The organism is Sphaerotilus sp. (assembly GCF_013299175.1).
Lineage (GTDB): Bacteria > Pseudomonadota > Gammaproteobacteria > Burkholderiales > Burkholderiaceae_C > Sphaerotilus.
The window spans coordinates 1-16,573 of record NZ_JAAFKF010000021.1 but is presented as its reverse complement, the minus strand read 5'-3'; the positions used below and the strand labels follow the sequence as shown (position 1 = coordinate 16,573).

The window sequence follows — 16,573 nt, the reverse complement described above, 5'->3', positions numbered from 1 at the left end:
CGCGGTCCGCACACCGTGCTGTGACGTGAGGGCCGCGCTGTCGTCGGGCGTCGAAGTTATCCGGCCAGCACCGTGACCCGGTCCCGCCCGCTGTCCTTGGAGGTGTAGAGGGCCTGGTCGGCACGCTCCATGAACGCCGCACCGGTTTCGCCCGGCTGGAACAGGGTCAACCCCAGGGAGAGGGTGACGCGCGTGGTGGCCGCGTCCGGCGTCTGGCGTGGCACGCGGGCCGCCGCGACGCGCACGCGCAGGGTTTCGGCCAGGATGCGGGCTTCGGAGAGGCTGCGCGTGGGCACCAGCACGGCGAATTCCTCACCGCCGATGCGGGCGGCCCGACAGTCCTCGGGGGTGGCATCTTTCAGGATGGCGCCGATGGCCCGCAGCACCTCGTCGCCGTGCGGGTGGCCATAGGTGTCGTTGATGCGCTTGAAATGGTCGATGTCGGCGATCAGCAGGCACGGCCGCTGGTAACGCCGGGCGGGCGTGTTCGCCTCGGCCAGACAGGTGGCCAGGTGCTGATCGAAGGCGCGGCGGTTCGCCAGCCCGGTCAGGCTGTCCATGCGCGATTCCTCGTGGACCCGGCGCAGCTCGATGCGCAATTGGCCGATCTCGTTCTGGTTGTCGGACAGACGCTGCTGCATCTCGGCCACGGCGATCTGCATCTGGCGCGTCGTCTGGAGCATTTCCTCCACCGCCGGGGAGTGGGTGCTGCCGGCGAGTTCCTGGCTGAGCCGGGACAGCGAGGTGCCGTACTGCGCCGTCTGGTCGCCCGCGCGGGCAGCCGATTCGGCCATGCCGGTCAGGACGGTGGAGACGCCTTCCGCGGTGCGCTCGATCAGGGTGGCGTCCAGACCATTGCCGGTGACGAAGCGTTTGTAGAGCGCCTCGGCCATGGGCGCGTCGAGCTGCAGGTGCTGGCTCAGGTAGCGGTCCATGGCCGCCCGCAGCGCCGGGTTTTCGCCCCGCACGTACTCGTACCAGAGCGTGTAGTTCACGGGATGCAGGGCACTGCCGTGGCGTTTCATGAGCTGCAACGCCTGGCGCAGCACGTCCGTGCTGCGCTCCATGCTGTCGAGGTATCTCATCGGTGTGGTCTTCCCAGCAGTGCCCGCCATGCACTGGCGAGTGTCCGAGGATGTTAATTGGCGCCACGCGGTGCAGTCGCAGAGAGTGGACGCACTCTCGGACCCACTTCACGCGCTCACCGTTTGTCCACTGGCGCCGGCGCCTGTCCCCCTTGTCCGCAGGGGGTCGCCAAGGCGGTGGAGTTGTGACACTGGTTACATGCCTGCGCCACCGAGTCTGTTCCACCGCCTGTTCCGACGCCTGCCCCCCCTCCTCCAGGGGCCGCAGCGCGCGCACCCGGCCGCCACCCGCCACCCGGATACCGCCGCCCAACTGCTGCACGACTTCGAGACCCAGTCCGACGCCTGGAGCTGGGCCGCCGACCGCGAGGGCCGCCTGACGCACGCCGCCGAGCGCATGGCCCGCGAATTGGGCGCCGCGTCGCCGGAGCCGCTGCTCGGGGCCTCGCTGCTGCAGTTGCTGCGCTTTGGCGAGGGTGGCCCGTCGCTGGCGATGCAGCAGGGCTTCCGCGATGCGCCGTCGCCGCAGATGCCGCCGGACCACGTCTGGCTGATGGGTTGTCTGGCGGGTCGGGTGGCCTTCCGGGGCGTCGAGGTGCAGGTGTCCAGTCCCGCACGGCGCACGCTGTGGTGGTCGGTCAGCGGGGTGCCGGTCCGCGACGAGATCGGCCTGCACGTCGGCTGGCGCGGCGTGGTGCGCGATGTGACGACGCTGCACCAGCAGTCGCGCGCGCTGGAGCGGCTGGCGCACGAGGACTCGCTCACCGGGCTGGCCAACCGGCATGTGCTGCAGTCGCGCGCCGAGCAGGCCGTGGCTGCGCTGTCCCATGCGCCCGAAGCCGTCATGGCCGCGGCGATGGTGGCGGACGGCGAGGACGAGGACACGCTCAGCCCCCTGTCGCTCTACCTGCTCGACCTGGACAACTTCAAGTCCGTCAACGACCACTTCGGCCACCTCGTCGGCGACCGGCTGCTGCAGGAGGTGGCGCGGCGGCTGCAGGACTGCCTCGATGCCCGTCCGCATGGCGGCGTGCTGGCACGGCTGGGCGGGGACGAGTTCGCGCTGCTGGTCGAGCAGCCCCTGCACACCGTCGAGCGCGAGGCGCTGGCGCTGGCGCTGCTGGCGACGCTGCGCGAGCCGTGGACGCCGGAGGACCTGTGCATCGAGGTGCGTGCCAGCCTGGGCGTGGCGGCGTGGACGGGTCCGGCGCACACCGCGTCCTTGCTGCTGCAGCAGGCCGACATCGCGCTCTACGAAGCCAAGGCCGCCGGGCGCGACCTGGTGCGGCTGTTCGACGCGGCGATGGGCGAGCGCATGGCCGAGCGCCACCTGGTCATCCACGAACTCGGTCAGGCGCTGGCGTCGGCACAGCGGGCGCTGGCGCATCCGGATCGACCCGAACCCGCGCTGCCCTGCGGCCGGCTGAGCGTGCATTACCAGCCGCAGCACGATGTGGCCGACGGGCGACTCACTGGCTTCGAGGCGCTGGTGCGCTGGCGCCACCCGCAGCGGGGCTGGATCTCGCCGGCGCAATTCATCCCGGTGGCCGAGGAAACCGGGCTGGTGGTGGCGCTGGGCGAGTGGGTGCTGCGCCAGGCGTGCCGCGACGCGGTGGGCTGGGGCGGGGACGGCAAGATCGCGGTCAACGTCTCCGGCGTGCAGCTCGCCAGCCGGCACCTGGTCCGCATGGTCGCGCAGGTGCTTGCCGAGACGCGGCTGCCGCCGCAGCGGCTGGAGCTGGAAGTGACCGAAACCGCCGTGCTCGCCGACCCGGCCGCGGCGCGCACGCGGATGCAGTCGCTGCGCTCGCTGGGCATCGGGCTGGGGCTGGACGACTTCGGCACCGGCTATTCATCGCTCGCCTACCTGCGCACCTACCCGATCAACACGCTCAAGATCGACCGCAGCTTCATCACCGGTCTGGCCGCAGGCGCGCAGGCCGACATGATCCTGCGCACCATCATCCAGCTCGGCCAGGGGCTGGGCATGAAGACGCTGGCCGAAGGCGTCGAGACCGCCGAGCAGCTCGACACGCTGCGTCGGCACGGCTGTCTGCAGGTGCAGGGCTACCTGTTCGCCGCGGCGATGACTGCGCAGGATGCCGCGGAGCGTGTCATCCGAGCGCGCAAAATGACCGCCTGAAGGGTGCAAATCGCGATAATCGACGCCGTACCGATTGCGGCGCTGCCATGACTTTCTTCCTGCTTTCCGAGTGAACTGCGCATGAGCATGGGCAGCCTTTCCGCCGATTCCAGCCTCCACGGCGAAACATCCCGGTGGTCCGACGCCACCGAGCGCCGCCACCACGACGCCCGCCTGATGCAGATGCTGCTGCGCATCACGCCGATGGCGGCGCTGGTGGACTTCGGGCTTGGCCTGCTGGCAGCGTGGCTGGTGTACCCGGAGCTTGGCTGGGGCGTCCACATGGTCTGGCCGCTGGGGCTGTCGGTGGTGGCGGTCTGCTACGGGATCGACAGCCTGGCCCAACTGGGACGGCCGCTGGAGGAGCTGGCGCACCCGGCGGTGCGCCGGCGGCTGATGGTGTACGTCTCGCTGGTGGCGCTGATGTTTTCCGGGGTGGCGGTGTTCCTGTTCCCGGTGGTCAACCCGGATCGCCGCTTCCTGCTCGGGATGATGGCCAGCGGGCTGATCCCGATCGGCACGATGTCGCTGGCGCCGGTGGGCAGCGTGGCGCGGGTGTGGCTGCTGATCACGTCCACGGGGGTGTTCATCGGGGTGCTCTCGCTCGAACCGTTTGTCCGCAACATCACCTGCGCGCTGCTGCTGGTGTCGAACGTGATGCTGCTGGCCTCGCTGCAGTCGATCAGCTCCGGCGTGATCGCGCGGCTGCGGGCGGAGACGGCGGCGCTGCGGGGTCGGCAGTCGCTGGATCTGCTGCTGCGCGACTTCGAGACGCAGGCCGACGACTGGCTCTGGGAGACCGACGCGGGCGGACGGCTGCAGCATGTCTCGCTGCCGATGGCGCGGGCGCTCGGCTTCGACGACGGCGACCGGTTGATCGGCATCCGGCTGGCCGAGGTGCTGGGGGTCCGCACGGCGGTGTCGGCACTGACCGACCACCTGCGCGGCCCGAAGCCGTTCCGCGGCCTGGAGCTGACGCTGTCGCCCCACCACCCGCAAGGCACACCGTGCATCTGGAGCCTCAGCGGCGTGCCGGTGTTCGACAGCGACGGTGTGCCGGCGGGCTGGCGCGGGCTGGTGCGCGATGTCACGCTGGTGCGCGAACAGGCGCGCGAGCTGCACCGCCTGGCGCGCACCGACATGCTGACCGGCCTGTCCAACCGGCATGTGCTGCAGCAGCGGTGCGCGGAGACACGCTCCTCGCTGACGCTGTGCCTGATCGACCTGGACCACTTCAAGACCGTCAACGACACCCTCGGCCACGCGGTCGGCGACCGGCTGCTGCAGGAGATCGCCCGCCGCCTGACCCTGTGCGTGGCAGGCTGGCCGCGCCCCGAGGCGGTCGTGCTGGCGCGGCTGGGCGGGGACGAGTTCGCCTTGCTGATCGACCAGCCCTTGACCCCCGCCCTGCGCGAGGCGCTGGTGGGTTCGCTGCTGGCGGTGCTGCAGCCGGCCTGGGAGGCGGAGTCGCTGCGGGTGGAGGTGCGGGCCAGCATCGGCGTGGCCACCAGCGAAGCGGGCACGCCCGACGCCGACCGCCTGTTCCAGAACGCCGACCTGGCCCTCTACGAAGCCAAGGACGGCGGGCGCAACCAGATCTGCGTGTTCGACGCCGCCATGCGCGGCCGGATGCACCGCCGCGCCGGCGTGATCCGCGACATCGGCCTGCTGCTGGCCGCCCCCGACGCGCACCACCCCACGGCGGGGCGGCTGGCCGTGCATTACCAGCCGCAGTTCAGCCTGTGCGATGGTCGGCTGGTGGGGGCGGAGGCGCTGCTGCGCTGGCAGCACCCGCGCCACGGCTGGATCGAGCCGAGCGAGTTCATCCCGCTGGCCGAGGAGACCGGCCTGATCGTGCCGCTGGGCGAATGGGTGTTGCGGCAGGCGTGTGCCGAGGCGACGGGCTGGCCGGCGGCGGTGCGGCTGGCGGTCAATCTGTCGGCGGCGCAACTGGGGCGCGCCGGGCTGGAGGCGCTGGTGCAGACCGTGCTGTCCGAGAGCGGTCTGCCCGGCCCGCGGCTTGAACTGGAGATCACCGAGACGGCGCTGATGGACGACCCGGACCGGGCGCTGGCCTGCGTGCAGTCGCTGCGGTCGCTCGGTCTGGGCATCGCGCTCGACGACTTCGGCACCGGCTACTCGTCACTGGCCCAGCTCGCCACGCTGCCCGTGGACACGCTGAAGATCGACCGCAGCTTCGTCGCCGCGCTCGGCCGCGAGGGGAGCGGGCAGGCCGAGGCCATCGTGCGGCTGATCGTGCAACTGGCGCGCACCATGGGCATGCGGACGCTGGCCGAAGGGGTGGAGACCGAGCAGCAGCGCGCCGTGCTGCGGGCCTGTGGTTGCGAGATGGCGCAGGGGTTTCTCTGCAGCGCTGCGCTGGAGCCGCTGGCGCTGCGGGCCTTGCTGGTGCGGGGCGCGCCGCTGGCGGTGGTCAGCGGTCTGTGCTGAACGGCGTGGTGCGCGGCGTGGCGGGGGGAATTGGCCGCGCTGGCTGGTATTCGCCCACCAGCCGTGCCAGCCGCTCGCGCACCTCGTCGTCGCTGGCCACCGAGCGCGCCGCGGCCCAGTCGAGCAGCGCCTGCACATCCGCCGAGCGGTCGTCCAGCCGGGCGATGCGCAGCCGCTCGAAGCGGGTCGGCAGCGTGGCATCGGCGTCTGCAAGCAGCTCCTCGTAGAGCTTCTCCCCCGGCCGCAGTCCGCTGAAGGCGATCGGAATCTCCGCCAGCGTGTGTCCGCTCAGGCGGATCAGGTCACGCGCCAGATCGACGATCTTCACCGGTTCGCCCATGTCCAGCACGAACACCTGCCCGCCTTCGCCGATCGCCCCGGCCTGCACCACCAGCCGCGCCGCCTCGGGGATGGTCATGAAGAAGCGCGTGATGTCCGGGTGCGTCACCGTCACCGGGCCGCCGCGGGCGATCTGCTCCTTGAACTTGGGGATCACGCTGCCCGATGAGCCGAGCACATTGCCGAAGCGCACCGCCATGAAGCGCGTGCGTGTGCCCGTCTCGGCCTGTTCCGCCATCTGCGCAGCGAGCTTGGCAATCACCATCTCGGCGGCGCGCTTGGTGGCACCCATCACGTTGGTCGGGTTCACGGCCTTGTCGGTCGAGATCAGCACGAAGCGTTCGACCCCCGCCGCCGCCGCTGCGCTGGCCGCCCGCCAGGTGCCCAGCGTGTTGTTGCGCACCGCGGCGAAGGCGTTGTCGTCCTCCATCAGCGGCACATGCTTGTAGGCCGCGGCGTGGAACACGACCTGGGGGCGCACGCGGGCGAAGGTGGCGCGCAGGTGTTCCGGGTCGCGCACGTCGCCGACCAGCCGCACCAGCGGAATGTGCGGGAACGCCTCGGTCAGCTCCTGCTCGATGCGGTAGAGCGCGAACTCGCTCAGCTCGTACAGCACCAGCCGCAGCGGCCCGTAACGCGCCACCTGCCGGCACAGCTCCGAGCCGATCGAGCCGCCTGCGCCCGTGATCAGCACCACCTTGCCCGACAGGCACTCGCTGATGCCGCCCTCGTCGAGCTGCACCGGGGCGCGGCCGAGCAGGTCGTCCGGCTCGATCTCGCGCACCTGCGCCACCGCCTGCCCGTCGCGCAACTCGGCAGCAGTCGGCACGGTGACGACGGGCAGCGCGGTTGCGGCGGCCAGATCGAGCGCGCGGCGGCGGCGCTCCGGCGCGGCGGACGGCATGGCGACGATGAGGTGGGTGATGCCGTGGACCTCGCTCCAGCGCGCCGCGCTGTCGAGCGGGCCGAGCACGGGGACGTTGCCGATGCGGGCGCCGTGCTTGCGGGCGTCGTCGTCGAGCAGGCCGACCACCACCCAGCCGTGGTGCTGGATGCCGGCGATCAGCAGCTTGGCGGCGTCGCCCGCGCCCATGACGAGGGCGCGGCGGGTCTCGTGCATCGAGCCGGAAATCCGCCCGCGCATGTGTTCGTAAAGCATCCGGTAGCCGATGCGGACCATCGCCAGCCCCATCAGCGTGATCACCGGGTGCAGGGCCAGCACGGCGCGCGGCACCTGCGCGAGCTGCGCCATCAGCACGCCCACCGCCGTCACCATCCCCGCCACTGCACACGCCACCGTCAGCCGCTGCACCTCGCCGAAGCCCGAGAAGCGCCACATCCCCTTGGGCACCTTCAGCAGCACGAACACGCCCAGGTACACCGCCAGCACGGCGGCCAGCACCCAGCCGTCGTAGTCGGGCCGGGCGTTCTGCCAGCGTTCGAAGCCGAGGCGGAACAGGTAGGTGATGTTCCAGCACGCGGCGACCATCAGCGCGTCGAGAACGAGCGCCAGCGGCTCGCGGTGCGGGCGGATGCGGGTGAGGAGGGTGTCGAGGTGGTGCCAGGTCATGGGGCGAGCGGGTGCGGTCAGCGGGCGATGATCGCCGAAAGTGTCCGCCCGATCAGCTTCAGGTCGGTCCAGACGTCCGCCTTGTCCACGTACTGCGTTTGCAGCGCCAGCTTGGCCGGGTACAGCGCCACATGGCGCGGCACCTCCGACCGAGGCCGGACAGCAGCAGGTCGAGCAGGCGTTTGGACACGGGTGTTCGGCGTGTTCGGGTTCAGTTCAGTAGTGGTAGCGGCCCTGCATGAACTCGACACGATCGGCCTTCACCAGGTAGACACAGCGGTGTTCCTGCGTGAGGCGGCGTGACCAGACATCCGGGCCGAGGTACTTGAGTGGTTCGGGCTTGCCGATGCCGTCGAACGGATCACGCAGCGTGGCGCGCATCAGCTCCAGCAGCCGCCGTGCGGTGCGGCGGTCGGTCTCTGCCCAGTGCTGCAGATCCTGCAGGAATTCCGGGTGGCACACCGCGGTTCGGTCGCCCTCACGCATCCAGGTTCATCCGGCGTTGCAGTTCGTCCAGCGACGTGGGCGCCAGCGGGGTGTCATCGGCCCGCGCCCGCGACAGTGCCGCCAGCAGCCGCTCGGCGTTGCGTGGCGAGCGCAGCAGGTGGGCGGTTTCGATCAGGCTGCCCAGCTCGTCTGCCGCGATCATGGCCACATCGCCGCCCGAGCGTCGGCGCACCACGATCACCTCGCGGTCGTCCACGGCGCGGTCCATGAGCGACTTGAGCTGCTCGCGTGCTTGGCTGTAGGTGGTTTCGATGGTCATCTGAGGGCCTGCGCAGTGCAATTGAGTTGGACAGGATCATTGTACAGAACTGACCAGTACGCAGCGACAAGCCCCGGGGTTCCGCCTGGGGTCGAGCGATCAAGCCGGAACGGCTTGCCATGGAGGCTGTGAAGACCCTCAAGCTGCGCATCAAGGACCAGCACGTGGGTGTGCTGTCCTTGATGGCGCGTGGGGTGAACGGCATGTGGAACTGCTGCAATGCGACGAGTTCCCGTGCGATCCGGGAGCGGCGCGAGTTCTTCAGCGGGTTCGACCTGCGCGCTGGTCGAACGCAACACGGCCATCTTCGTCGGGAACGTGCAGGCGAAGACGATGGTGAAGACCGGGATGGCCAAGTCCACGCTGGACGCCGCCTTGAACACCGATGTGCGCGGGCATGCGCGTCTCGCAGGAGATCAGCGCAGCTCAGGTCTTGGCTGCAGCGGCGTGTGCGCCGCCGAGGAACAGCCGCTCGATGTTCGGGTCCGCCAGCAGCTCGCCCGCCGGCTTCTGCAGCACGCGCCGCCCCGACTCCAGCGCGATCGCCTCGTCCGAGATCTTCAGCGCGCTCTTGACGTTCTGCTCGACCATCAGCACGGTCGTGCCCTGGTCGGCCAGCCCGCGCAGCAGCTTGAACACGTCGGCCACCACCAGCGGCGACAGCCCGATCGACGGCTCGTCGATCAGCAGCACCTTCGGGCGGATCAGCAACGCACGGCCGATTTCGAGCTGTTTCTGCTCGCCGCCGGAGAGCGCCGACGCCTGGCTGTGTAGCCGCTCGGCGACGCGGGGAAACCGCTTGAGCACCTCGGGGATGCGCTCGTGCGTGGTCTTCATGCCCAGCGTGATGCCGCCGAGTTCCAGGTTCTGCCAGACGGTGAGCTGGCCGAACAGGTTGCGGCCCTGCGGCACGAAGGCGATGCCGTGCTGGACCAGCAGATCCTTGGCGTTCGCCCCGGTGATGTCCTGCCCGTCGAGGCGGATGTGGCCGTTGCGCACCTTGAGCAGGCCGAACAGCGTCTTCAGCACCGTGGACTTGCCCGCGCCGTTCGGGCCGATCAGCAGCGTGATCGCGCCGCGCCGGGCCTTGAAGCTCAGGTTGTTGAGGATCATGAAATCGCCGTAGCCGGCGAGCACGTTCTCGAATTCGATGGCGTGCGTGTTCGTGTTGGCTTGTCCAGACATGGCTCAGCTCCCGAGGTAGGCGTCCAGCACCTGCTTGTTGGCGCGGATCTCGGCCGGTGTGCCGATGGCCATCACACGGCCTTCGACCATGACGAGGATGCGGTGGCACAGGTCCATCACGAAGTCCATGTTGTGCTCGATGACGACGAAGCTGCTGACCTTGCCGCCCGTGCGGCCCTTCTGGTTGAGCTGCTTGAGCAGGGTGCTGATGCCGCCGACCAGGCTTGGGTTCACGCCCGCGCAAGGCTCGTCGAGCAGCACCAGGTCCGGCTCGCTCATGAACGCCATCGCGATGTCCACCAGCTTCTGCTGGCCGTAGCTCAGCTCACCGGCCTTCTTGTCGGCGACATGGCGGATGCGGAACAGGTCGATCAGCTCGTCGGCCTTCTTGCCGAGGCCCGAGTCACCGGGCGCGAACATGCGGCTGAACATCGTGCCCTGGTGTTCCTGCGCGGCGACGATCAGGTTGTCGCGCACGGTCATCTTGCCGAAGACCTGCAGCGTCTGGAAGGTTCTTCCGACGCCGCGCTGGTTGAGTTCGAGCGGGCTGAGCTGGGTGATGTCGCGGCCGTTGAGTTCGATCTGGCCGGCGTCCGGCGTGATCTGGCCGAGCACGCTGTTGAACATCGTCGTCTTGCCGGAGCCGTTGGGGCCGATGACGCCGAAGATCTCGCCGGGCATCACCTCGAATGACACGCCCGCGACCGCCTGGATGGCGCCGTAGGCTTTTTTCAGGTCCGTGACCTTGAGCAGGGGAGCCGTCATGGTTCATTGGCCTTTCTTGGCAGCTTGTTCAGCTTGTTCCGCCGCTGCGGCGGACGCCGCACGGGCAGCCGACGCTTCACGCGCCTGGCGACGTGCCTTGAGCCGATCGGGGATGCTCAGCAGGCCGTCCGGCAGCCACAGCATCAGCAGCACGACCAGCGCACCGAAGACGAACAGGTACCACGCCTGCGCGAACCGCAGCCACTCCGGCAGCAGCACGCCCACCGCCGAGCCGAGCACCGGCCCGAAGAAGTACCCCGGCCCGCCGACCACCACCATCAGGTACATCATGATCGACGCGCCCACGGTGAACGGCGCCGGCTCGATGAACTGCACCAGCGAGCCGAACAACGCGCCCGCCACGCCGGCATAGACCGCGCCGATCGCGAACGCCAGCAGGGTGTAACGCTGGATGTCGATGCCCAGGCTTTCCGCGCGGATCGGGTTGTCGCGCAGCGCCGTGAACGCCTTGCCCCACGGCGAGCGCAGCAGGCCCCACAGCAGCCCGGCGAGGATCACCGCCACCGCCAGCACGAAGTAGTAGTAGGGCAGGGCGCCGTCCAGCGAATAGCCGAACAGGCTCGGCCGCGTGATGCCGTTGATGCCGAAGGTGCCGCCAGTCAGCCATTCCTCGTTGCGCATCACCAGCCAGACGGCGGTGTTGAAGCCCAGCGTTGCGAAGGCGAGGTAGATCGCCTGCACCCGCAGCGCCGGGAAGCCCAGCAGCACGCCGATGACGAAGCACAGCACCATCGCGCTGGGCAGCCCGATCCAGAAGCTCACGCCGTGCTGCAGCAGGATCGCCACCGTGTAGGCGCCGATGCCGAAGAAGGCGGCGTGGCCGAGCGATTTCTGACCGGCGTAGCCGACGGTCAGGTTCAGGCCCATCGTGGCGATGATGAAGATGAGCCAGGTGGTGAAGAGGTAGACGCCGTAGCTCTTGAGCATGGGCGGAGCGGCGAGCAGCACGGCCAGAATGGCCAGCGCGCCGAGCTTGTGGAGTGTTTTCATGGTGGGGGTGTCCTTGGGCAGAGGTGGGGCCGGTGAGGCATCAGACCTTGCGCATTTCCTTCTTGCCCATGAGTCCCTCGGGCTTGAACAGGATCACGGCCATGAACAGCACGAGTGCCACGGCGTCCTTGTAGGCCGGCGAGACGTAGGCGGCGGCGAGGTTTTCCGCCACGCCGACGATGACCCCGCCGAGCAGCGCACCCCGCGAGTTGTTGAAACCGCCGATGATGGCCGCGAAGAACGCCTTGTTGCCCAGCCCTTCGCCCATGTCGAACTTGGCGAGGTAGGTCGGCGTCACCAGCAGCGCCGCGGCGCAGGCCAGCAGCGCGTTCACGGCGAAGGTATAGAACACCATGCGCGGCACGTTGATGCCGAGCACGGTGGCGCTCTCGGTGTTCTGCGCGACGGCCTGCATGGCGCGGCCGGTGACGGTCTTGCCGAGGAATGCCTGGGTGCCGAGCACGAGCGCCAGCGCGACGACCAGCGTGCCCACGTCGGCGGCGGTGATGGTCACGCCGGCGATGTTGAACAGCGCCTCGCCGAACAGGCCGGGGAAGGGGTGGGCTTCGGCCGAGTAGCCGGCGCGCACGCCGTTGCGCATCGCGATCGACAGGCCGATGGTGGCGACCACGATCGGCATCAGCCCGTGGCGCAGCAGCGGATCGGCGATGCCGCGCTTGAAGCCCCAGCCCAGCACGACCACACCGACCACGCAGGTGACGATGAAGGCGATCGGCAGCGGAAAACCGAACGCCGAGAACGCCAGCATCGTGAACGCGGGCAGCATCACGAACTCGCCCTGGGCGAAGTTGATGGTGCCCGACGCCTGCCACAGCAGCGTGAAGCCCAGCGCGGCCAGCGCGTAGATGCTGCCGGTGGCGACACCGGAGAACAGCAGTTGGAAGAAGTCGGTCATGGGAAGGGGACTCCTCTCGAAACGGGTCGAGGGCGAACAGCGCGGTCAAACCGCAAGCCTGCGGCCCGCCCCGACCGGATCACCGGGGGAGCGGACGCAAGCGGAGACAGGGACGCCGTGGGGCTTACTTGCCAGCGTTCAGCGCGGGCAGGACTTCCTTGACTTCCTGCTTGCCGTTCTTCACTTCGACGATGAAGCTCTCGCGGTCGAGGTCGCCGTTGTTGTCCATCGCCACGTCCATCAGCACGCCGGGGTTCTTGGCCGCCGACACCTTCAGGCCGTGCAGGGCCTTGGCGACTTCGACGCGATCGACCTTGCCGACCTTCTCGATCGCGGCCTTCATCAGGTAGACGCCGGTGTAGCCCTTGATGCCGTTGTGGTCGCTGATGTACTTGTAGTCCTGGTAGAACTTGGCCTTGAACTTCAGCATCAGCGGGTTGGGCGCATCCACCGTCAGGCCGACGTGGGCCACTGCGCCGTTGGCGGCTTCACCGGCCAGCTCGATCACCTTCTGGCCCGTCAGCGTCGTCTCGCCGACGATGGGCTTGGTGTAGCCCTGCTTGCGCAGTTCGCGCAGCGCGCGGGCCGACTCTTCTTCGTTGGTGTAGACGAACAGCGCGTCCGCATTGGCCGACTTCGCCTTGAGCACCGGCGCCGAGAAGTCGATCTGGCCAGAGTCGGTCGAGATGTCGGCCACCACCTTCACGCCGCTGGCTTCCAGTGCCTTGGTGATGGCGTCGCGGCCACCCTTGCCGAAGTCGTTGTTGACGTACATCACCGCCACGGTCTTCGCTTTCAGGCCATTGGCGATGTAGCGCGCCACCTTCGGCATGGCCGTGGTCTGCGTGAAGCTGGTGCGGAAGATGTAGGGGTTGCCCTTCTGGGTGATGGCCGCCGCCTCGCCGCCGGTGAAGTTGGGCACTTCGGCGCGCTGGGTCTCGGCCATGCTGACCATGATCGAGCCGGAGAACACCGGGCCGAACACGGCGAACACGCCGTCGTCGATGGCCTTCTGCGTCAGACCCTTGGCCACGCCGGGGTTGCTTTGCGTGTCGAGCGTGGTGGTCTCGATCTTCTTGCCGAGGATGCCGCCCGCGGCGTTGATTTCCTTGACGGCCAGCTCGACGCCGTTCTTGAAGTTGGTGCCGGCCGAAGCGCCTGCGCCCGACAGCTCGACGATGTTGGCCAGCTTGATGGCCTGGGCCTGGGCGGCGCTGGTGGCACCGAGGGCGATCAGGGTGGCCAGCGCGAGGAAGGTGTGGCGGGTATGGGTCATCGGTTGTCTCCGGTGTGGTGTTGCGAGGGTGTCAAGGATAGCGGTCGGATCGCGGTCATCGGAAGTCAGGCCAATGCCCGCAGGCTGCGGCGCACAGGGTCCAGATCACCCTGCACCGCGGCGGCGATCTCGGGGTAGCCAAAGAACTGCAGGTAGTCGGGCACCTGCTGGGCCAGCATCTCGAAACCGGGGTGGCAGACGATGCCGCGGGCGTCGCAGGCGCGTTGCAGCGGCGTGGCCTGCGGCTTCATCAGGATGTCGATGACGGTGGCCGAGGCGTCCAGCCGCGCCACGTCGAAGGGCAGCGGATCGTCCGCGTTCAGGCCCAGCGGCGTGGCGTGGACGATGAGGTCGTGGCCGGCAGGATCGCCCGAGGCCGCGGCGACCACCGGGCAGGCGGCGTGGGCCTGCAGGCGCTGCGCCAGTGCGGCGGCACGGCCGGGAACGGTGTCGAACAGCGTCAGCGTGCCCAGCGCCCGTTCGGCCAGGGACACGGCGATCGCCATGCCCGCGCCGCCCGTGCCGACCAGCAGCACACGCCGACCGGCGGTGGCCACGTCCAGGTGGTCAAGCGCCTTGACCAGGCCGATGCCGTCGAAGAGACCGCCGCCCAGCGAACCATCCGATTGCCGACGCACGGCGTTGACGGCGCCGGCCCGTGTGCCCAGCGGGTCCACGCGGTCGAGCAGGTCCAGCACGGCCGCCTTGTGCGGAATCGTCAGCCACAGCCCGCCGATGTTGGCTGCGCCGAACACCCCGCGCACGAAGTCCCCGAGCCGCGCCGGAGCCACGTCGGCCGGCACGAGCACGGCCTCGACGCCATGCGCCTGGAACAAGGGGTTGAAGACTTCGGGCGCACGCACCTGCCCGACCGGGTGGCCGAGGACCAGGAAAACGCGGGTGTGGCCGTGGATGTGCATGGGTGCGGACGATAGGGATCTGCCGCCACGCCGACAAGCGATGCTGGCCATGATTGCGCGATAATCGCGCACATGGGGCGATCACCGTTCCTTTATCGGGATTTCCCTGCCCCACAGGAACGCCGGAGTACACCGCTGCATGGACATCGACCGCAAGGACATCATCGACGGCCTGGGCAACGGCCTGCGCGTCATCGAAGCCTTCGACGAGGAGCACCCGCGCCTGACCGCCTCGGAGACCGCCGCCCACACCGGCCTGACCCGCACGGCGGCACGCCGCTACCTGCTCAGCCTCGTCCACTTCGGTTACGCGAACACGGACGGCAAACGCTTCTGGCTCGCGCCCAAGGTGCTGCGGCTGGGACAGAGCTATCTCGAAGCGGCACGGCTGCCGCGGCTGGTGCAGCCCTTCGTGCAGCGGCTGGCGATGGAGTGTGGCGAGAACTTCAACTTCAGCGTGCTCGACGGCCACATGGTCGTCTACGTGGCGCGCAGCAACAGCACGCGCATGGTGTCGATCGGTTTTCCGGTGGGAGCGCGGGTGCCGGCGCATGTGGTGACACCGGGGCCGGCGATCCTGTCCACCTTCAGCGAGCCGCGGCTGGCCGAGTGGGTGGCGCAGCACGAGTTCAGCGCCTTCACGCCCCGCACCACCACCGATCCGATCACCTTCCTGCGCGATGTCCACAGCGCCCGCGCGCTGGGCTACTGGAGCACCGAACAGCAGCTCACCCCAGGGCTGCGCGGCATCGCCATGCCCGTGAAGGACCGCAAGGGCGAGTGCGTCGGCGCCATTGGCACGACCATGCCGATGCCCGTGGCGCCGGCCAGCCGCGATGACGCAGTGCTGCGGCTGCTGCCGCGGCTGAGCGAGACGGTGCAGGTGCTGCGCGACGTGCTGTGACCCCGATTCAGCCGTGCGTGGTGCCCAGGTAGCGTTTGCGCCAGAAGAAGGCGCTCAGCCCGAGGCCCAGCAGCAGCATCAGCCCCACGGCCACCCAGAACCCGGTGGACGAATGGATGAGCGGCAGGGCGTCGAAGTTCATGCCGAAGAAGCCGGTGATGAGGTTCAGCGGCAGGAAGATCGCGGTCAGCACGGTCAGCGTGCGCATGATGTCGTTGGTGCGCTGGCCGACCGCTGAAAAGTGCATCTGCACGGCGCTCTCGATCGACGACTCCAGCCGCCGCACATGTCCCAGCACCCGCTCGATGTGTTCCAGCACGTCGCGCGAGCGCACCCGCAGCAGTTCGCGGTCACGCCGGGCGGTGGTGTCCTCGGTGCTGGGCCATTCGTCGAGTCCGTCGATCCATTCCTGGATGGCGCTGCGCTGGTCCTCGCAGATGTCCTCCAGTTGGTGCAGCGTGTTGCGCGACTCCAGCAGCGCGGTCCAGTCCACCCGGCGGCTGCGCGGACCGAGCAAGGTCTGCTGCAGCGTGGTGAGCTGGCGCGTGAGCAAGCGGCGCAACTCCAGGTAGCCGTCCACCATGTGGTTGACGATGCGCAGCATGAGGTCGGCTGCACTCGGGGGCATTCGGCTGGCGCCGTTGCCGTTGACAGTCATCTGCGCCAGCCGTGTTGCGAAGAACTCGCGCACCAGGCAATCGGCGGGATGCACGGTCAGCAGTACCCGGTCGAACACCGCGAAACCGACCGGGCTGGTGTCGATCGAGGCAAGTGCCTGCCGTGCGGTGGACACCGTGCCATGTTCGTTGTCGAGGAACAGTCCATCGCTGCCTGGAGCGGCGGCCAGACGGCGGAACACCAACAGGTCATACCACGAGGTGTAGTCGAAGTGCGACGGGAGCTGGTTGCTGAGCAGGTCAGAGAGGTGCAGGTCCACGAGCTGTCCGCCCGCGCACTGCTGCAACACGGCCTGCACTTCGCCTGCGCGCACCTCGAATTCGCGCCGCGCCGAGGCGATCCACAGGAAGCCGCGCTCGGGCAGAACCTGCGGCAACTCGGGCAGCTCGGTGCAGCGGTCGTCGATCAGGAAGACCCGCATGGCCGCGTCCACCTCAACCCTGGCGGATCAGTCGGGCGGCGTCGAGCGCGAAGTAGGTGAGCACGCCGTCGGCCCCGGCGCGCTTGAAGGCCAGCAGCGATTCCATCATCACCGCGTCGTGGTCTAGCCAGCCGTTCTGGGCG

General features: G+C 69.0%; 15 protein-coding genes and 1 pseudogene. 3 read left to right on the top strand and 13 right to left on the bottom strand.

The genetic code is table 11. The features are described from left to right. Positions 1-56 precede the first annotated feature (56 nt). A complete protein-coding gene (locus QZW52_RS05740; RefSeq protein ID WP_293996225.1) occupies positions 57-1,085 on the bottom strand; it encodes a GGDEF domain-containing protein in 1,029 nt (342 codons plus the stop codon). Positions 1,086-1,284: 199 nt separating this feature from the next. Between QZW52_RS05740 and QZW52_RS05735 the strand changes: the two genes are divergently transcribed. After that, positions 1,285-3,228, top strand: coding sequence for a putative bifunctional diguanylate cyclase/phosphodiesterase (locus tag QZW52_RS05735; RefSeq protein ID WP_293996223.1), 1,944 nt, complete (start codon positions 1,285-1,287; stop codon positions 3,226-3,228). 87 nt (positions 3,229-3,315) lie between these two features. Further along, positions 3,316-5,679, top strand: coding sequence for a putative bifunctional diguanylate cyclase/phosphodiesterase (locus QZW52_RS05730; protein WP_293996221.1), 2,364 nt, complete (start codon positions 3,316-3,318; stop codon positions 5,677-5,679). Here QZW52_RS05730 and QZW52_RS05725 read toward each other — a convergent pair. The 10 genes from QZW52_RS05725 to QZW52_RS05680 all read right to left on the bottom strand — a co-directional run bounded on the left by QZW52_RS05725 (position 5,663) and on the right by QZW52_RS05680 (position 14,427). Further along, entirely contained in the window at positions 5,663-7,588 is a 1,926-nt protein-coding gene (locus QZW52_RS05725; RefSeq protein ID WP_293996219.1) for a polysaccharide biosynthesis protein, read from the bottom strand. The two genes, QZW52_RS05730 and QZW52_RS05725, sit on opposite strands and share 17 nt — an antisense overlap. 216 nt (positions 7,589-7,804) lie before the next feature. Next, positions 7,805-8,074 (bottom strand): Txe/YoeB family addiction module toxin, encoded by a 270-nt coding sequence (locus tag QZW52_RS05720; protein WP_293996217.1) that lies wholly within the window; start codon positions 8,072-8,074, stop codon positions 7,805-7,807. After that, entirely contained in the window at positions 8,067-8,354 is a 288-nt protein-coding gene (locus tag QZW52_RS05715; protein WP_293996215.1) for a type II toxin-antitoxin system Phd/YefM family antitoxin, read from the bottom strand. Before QZW52_RS05715 ends, QZW52_RS05720 begins: the two co-directional genes overlap by 8 nt. Beyond that, positions 8,351-8,716, bottom strand: coding sequence for a hypothetical protein (locus QZW52_RS05710; protein ID WP_293996213.1), 366 nt, complete (start codon positions 8,714-8,716; stop codon positions 8,351-8,353). The genes QZW52_RS05715 and QZW52_RS05710 overlap by 4 nt, the downstream gene beginning before the upstream one ends. A gap of 64 nt (positions 8,717-8,780) precedes the next feature. After that, positions 8,781-9,539 (bottom strand): ABC transporter ATP-binding protein, encoded by a 759-nt coding sequence (locus QZW52_RS05705; RefSeq protein WP_293996211.1) that lies wholly within the window; start codon positions 9,537-9,539, stop codon positions 8,781-8,783. Positions 9,540-9,542: 3 nt separating this feature from the next. Further along, positions 9,543-10,304, bottom strand: a complete 762-nt coding sequence (locus QZW52_RS05700) for an ABC transporter ATP-binding protein (protein ID WP_293996209.1) — start codon at positions 10,302-10,304, stop codon at positions 9,543-9,545. A gap of 3 nt (positions 10,305-10,307) precedes the next feature. Then, complete coding sequence (locus tag QZW52_RS05695; RefSeq protein ID WP_293996207.1) at positions 10,308-11,315, bottom strand: branched-chain amino acid ABC transporter permease; 1,008 nt, start codon at positions 11,313-11,315, stop codon at positions 10,308-10,310. A gap of 40 nt (positions 11,316-11,355) precedes the next feature. Next, the gene (locus QZW52_RS05690; RefSeq protein ID WP_293996205.1) at positions 11,356-12,231 is read right to left on the bottom strand and encodes a branched-chain amino acid ABC transporter permease; all 876 of its coding nucleotides are present in this window, start codon (positions 12,229-12,231) and stop codon (positions 11,356-11,358) included. A gap of 124 nt (positions 12,232-12,355) precedes the next feature. Further along, positions 12,356-13,507, bottom strand: coding sequence for an ABC transporter substrate-binding protein (locus QZW52_RS05685; RefSeq protein ID WP_293996203.1), 1,152 nt, complete (start codon positions 13,505-13,507; stop codon positions 12,356-12,358). Between the two features lie 65 nt (positions 13,508-13,572). Next, positions 13,573-14,427 carry a shikimate dehydrogenase family protein gene (locus QZW52_RS05680; protein ID WP_293996201.1) on the bottom strand — a complete coding sequence of 285 codons (855 nt, stop codon included), beginning with the start codon at positions 14,425-14,427 and terminating at the stop codon, positions 13,573-13,575. 139 nt (positions 14,428-14,566) lie between these two features. Between QZW52_RS05680 and QZW52_RS05675 the strand changes: the two genes are divergently transcribed. Continuing rightward, on the top strand, positions 14,567-15,331 hold the full coding sequence (locus QZW52_RS05675) for an IclR family transcriptional regulator domain-containing protein (RefSeq protein ID WP_293996199.1): 765 nt from the start codon (positions 14,567-14,569) through the stop codon (positions 15,329-15,331). A gap of 7 nt (positions 15,332-15,338) precedes the next feature. On the opposite strand, the gene QZW52_RS05670 is transcribed toward QZW52_RS05675, so the two are convergent. Continuing rightward, complete coding sequence (locus QZW52_RS05670; RefSeq protein ID WP_293996197.1) at positions 15,339-16,430, bottom strand: CorA family divalent cation transporter; 1,092 nt, start codon at positions 16,428-16,430, stop codon at positions 15,339-15,341. Between the two features lie 13 nt (positions 16,431-16,443). Then, a pseudogene (locus tag QZW52_RS05665) lies at positions 16,444-16,573 on the bottom strand (porphobilinogen synthase); the annotation flags it as partial.